The organism is Moorena sp. SIO2C4, from assembly GCF_010672485.1.
In the GTDB taxonomy this organism is placed as follows: domain Bacteria; phylum Cyanobacteriota; class Cyanobacteriia; order Cyanobacteriales; family Coleofasciculaceae; genus Moorena; species Moorena producens.
Genome location: NZ_JAAHGN010000785.1, coordinates 1 through 3,642, shown reverse-complemented (window position 1 = coordinate 3,642; position 3,642 = coordinate 1). Strand labels below are relative to the sequence as shown.

2 protein-coding genes and 1 pseudogene are annotated in these 3,642 nt (G+C 44.8%); 1 reads left to right on the top strand and 2 read right to left on the bottom strand.

Features of this window, described 5'->3' with window-relative positions:
• Positions 1–95: 95 nt before the first annotated feature.
• Positions 96–551 carry a LapA family protein gene (locus tag F6K20_RS29010; RefSeq protein ID WP_229419087.1) on the bottom strand — a complete coding sequence of 152 codons (456 nt, stop codon included), beginning with the start codon at positions 549–551 and terminating at the stop codon, positions 96–98.
• Positions 552–779: 228 nt separating this feature from the next.
• Here F6K20_RS29010 and pdxH point away from each other — a divergent pair, with 228 nt between their 5' ends.
• The gene (gene pdxH, locus F6K20_RS29005) at positions 780–1,424 is read left to right on the top strand and encodes a pyridoxamine 5'-phosphate oxidase (RefSeq protein ID WP_044493265.1); all 645 of its coding nucleotides are present in this window, start codon (positions 780–782) and stop codon (positions 1,422–1,424) included.
• 261 nt (positions 1,425–1,685) lie between these two features.
• On the opposite strand, the pseudogene F6K20_RS29000 reads toward pdxH, so the two are convergent.
• Positions 1,686–3,578, bottom strand: a pseudogene (locus F6K20_RS29000) (ATP-binding protein); the annotation flags it as partial.
• Positions 3,579–3,642: the final 64 nt, after the last annotated feature.

Sequence of the window (3,642 nt, the reverse complement as noted above, 5' to 3'; positions counted from 1 at the left end):
TCAGGCATTGAATCCTATAGCGTATAGGGGAGATTCAGTTCCTTCACATTTTACCAATCCCCAATGGTAATCCTAGAATTATGGTAATCCTAGAATTAGTCTAATAGTGGATTATCTCCCATTGGGTCAGATGCCGATAAGAGAAACTGTTTCTGTTCAATCTCAATTTTGTATTGTTGAATGTCGTCTTCTAATTGTCTAATCTGTTCATCCTTCGAGCGTATCTGCCCAACCATCTTACGAGTTCCTATAAAATTGATAAATCGCGTCCACAAGTTGAATAACCAGGCTATTACTGCTCCAAGCCACATGGCTAGAATCAGTGCAATCGCCAAGGGAGCCTTAACCTGGATACCATCAATAATCCTAATGGAAACAGATTGGGTATTTTCCAAGCCAAATAAGACTAGTGCCAGACATAGAGAGAAAATCAGCAAAAAATTAATCTGTCGCATCAGCTTAATCCAAAACCGTTGCAGTTGCTTACTACTTCTACAACAGATAACACGAAAAATCGGCTTTTTTAACTTGCCGATTACTGGAACGTGCACAGGTGTCCCAACGCCCACAGGTCAAGGACATCTACTTGGCACGGTCATCAACTGAACTTTTTATCTCTTCTCCCCCCGCTATTTTGGGGGGCTGGGGGGAGCTTGGATTAGCTCAGGTTATGACTGTGTGCAGTATAGCAGCAGTTGGATTTTCCTTCAAGCCTACACCTGCTTGGTAGGGAGGTATAAAAAATGCCACCAAAACTGGTCAATTATAAGGCAAGACACATGAATACTAGAATAGCTGATTTACGTAAGGAATACACATTGAAGGGTTTGAGTGAAATCGATGTCCACCCCAATCCTTTTGAGCAATTCAAAATTTGGTTTGACCAGGCAGTGGCTGCCCAATTGCCAGAACCGAATGCCATGACTATAGCGACAGCAACACCCGATGGTAAACCTTCTGCCCGGATGGTACTGCTGAAAGGCTACGATCAGCGGGGATTTGTCTTTTACACTAATTATGACAGTAACAAGGGGCAGCAGTTAATCGAGAATCCTTGGGCTGCCATCACGTTTTGGTGGGCTGAGTTAGAACGACAGGTACGGATTGAGGGGCGAGTGGAGAAGCTAACAGCCGCTGAGTCTGATGATTATTTTAACAGCCGCCCCAAGGGTTCTCAGCTGGGGGCTTGGGTGTCAGATCAAAGCCAAGTCATCCCTAGTCGTGAGGTGTTAGAGCAACGGCTACAGCAACTGAAGCAGGACTATGAAAATAAAGAGGTACTTCGTCCACTCCACTGGGGAGGGTTCCGGGTGATTCCATCAGAAATTGAGTTTTGGCAGGGACGTCCCAGTCGGCTCCACGATCGGTTGCTCTACAATCGTGGTGAAGATCGGGATTGGGTGATTAAACGATTGTCCCCTTAGTAAGCTGGTCTTCATTTGAATTTGATGGTTCTGACAGCAAGAGAGCAGAGAGCTCCGGAGCAGGGGAATAGGGTTTGACGTTTTTTTTCTAACTGAATAATCTCTAATTTAGAGGTATAACGGCTGATCAAGGATGAAAGATTAAGGTTCAAGTATTGGTAGTGCTAAAGATATGGTGATTTGCTTACGGTCTGGTCAAGGTAACAGGAGCTAAAATCACTACTTTTGTAGCACTCCCAAACTTTCGCTATCTCGAATCCCCTAACGTTTACGCCGAGCTTTTGAGTGCTTTGACTTTGGAGTTTGGATAATAGGAACAGTAAAGTAAAACTGAGAACCTTGGTCTTTGCCAGCTGAATTTGCCCAAATTTTTCCACCCCAGCCTTTGACAATTTGGCGACAAATTGCTAAACCTAGCCCTGTTCCCCCAGTAGTTCGCCGCAGAGCACCTTCTTCTTGATAGAAGCGGTCAAACACAGCTTCCAGCCGATTGGGTTCAATACCACGTCCAGAATCTTCGATAATAACTACTATCATGGAATTGTCCAGTGTTTGGATACTTATTTTTACTTCTCCTTGTGGGCTGGTAAATTTGCAGGCATTATCGAGAAGTCTAGCTAGAGTTTCAACTAGCCACTCTCCGTCGGCTTTGACTAATGGAAGGTTATCTGGAACTTGAGCCGATAAACTAGGTCGTTCATCTTCAGAACGGCGAGCGCAAACATTACTCAGGGCAAGGTCGATGCACTCTCTTAGGGACAGGGATTCTGGGTGCCATTCAACACGACCACTTTCTAAGCGGGAAAGAGTCAGGAAGTCCTGAATCAGTTTCCGCATTCGTTCAGCGTCAGCGAGGGCAGTATTGAGCATCACCTGACGCAATTCTAGGGACATATCTGGCTCACTAGCTAGACTCTCAAGACATACTTGAATTGTGGATAGGGGAGTCCGCAGTTCATGACCTGTAATCGCGACTAAATTGCTACGGGTGCGGTCAAGAGCTTCTAGCTGCTGATTCAAATCTTCTAGGTTGGCGTAGGCTTCGGCTTGAATTAGAGCTACACCGACTTGAGTTGCGATCGCATCCACTAAGGCTAACTCATCTTTTTCCCATTGATAAGGTTCGGAGCCACAATGATGTAGATCTAACATGCCCAATAACTGACCCTGATACAGCACCGGTACCTTCAGCCAAGAGCGAATGGCAAACTCTTGGACTAGATTGTGCAAGGTTTTTGATCCTGGATTACCAGTTTTATTTTTGGAATTAGTACCGTTAATCCGAGGATCTGTCTGGGTGTCTTCTACATAAATCGGTTCTCCACTCTGGACAACCTCTTGGAATAGACAATTGTCTTGCAATGGCCATATTTTTCCTAGTGTGGGCACTAATGGTTGATCCCCCTTACTAAGGGGCTTTAAAAACTCATGATTGATGATAGTAGTGGTATCTGTTCCTTTACAGCGATAAATCAGACACCGTGATGCTTCAAGGGCTTTACCCAACTCTTGCACAGCGACTTCAAGAATGGCATTGGGGTCAAGGGATCGCCTAATGGCATTGGAAATAGAGTTGATCAGAGATTCTTTCTTTCCCTGAGCAGCAATGGAGCGATAGGCTTTGAGCAATTTATACTGACCTGCCTGTAGGTAAGTCACCAAGCGCTGGACAAAAGGGTCAGAATTTTCGGAACTTTGAGCTTGGTCGAGAGGGGATAGATTACTGGTAGAGTTTCGGGTTAATTGAGCACTAACTACTAATGAATTCTCTAAATACTGATCTAAATACTGAGATTTAGCCTGTTCAATCTTAGCTGCCAGTTCAGGTCGGTAAATTTGAATGCGATTGAGTAATATCTCAGCTGCTTTTTGACTCACCCTCCGGTCAAATGTCCAGATGCCTTCAAAACGTCGGGATGAGTCCATTTCCCCATTGGTCACCTCTAGTATTGGTGTGGGTCGTTCTTGACAAATCAAACAGTTTGTGTAACTTTGCCCAATAACTACCAAATGCCATTCTTGAGAGAGGGTATCGTTGGGTTCAAATGCCACCGTTTCGTGATACTCTGAACTACTCTTAAATTCTGTTTCCGGTGCTGCTAGTACATAGACTTGGGGGGTCTGTTGAGCAATGCGTCGATATCGATGAGCTTGAAGGACGGTGGGTAGGGGAAGGGGTTAAATCCTGGGTGTCCGCGGATCCTTAAAAAAAAAAAAA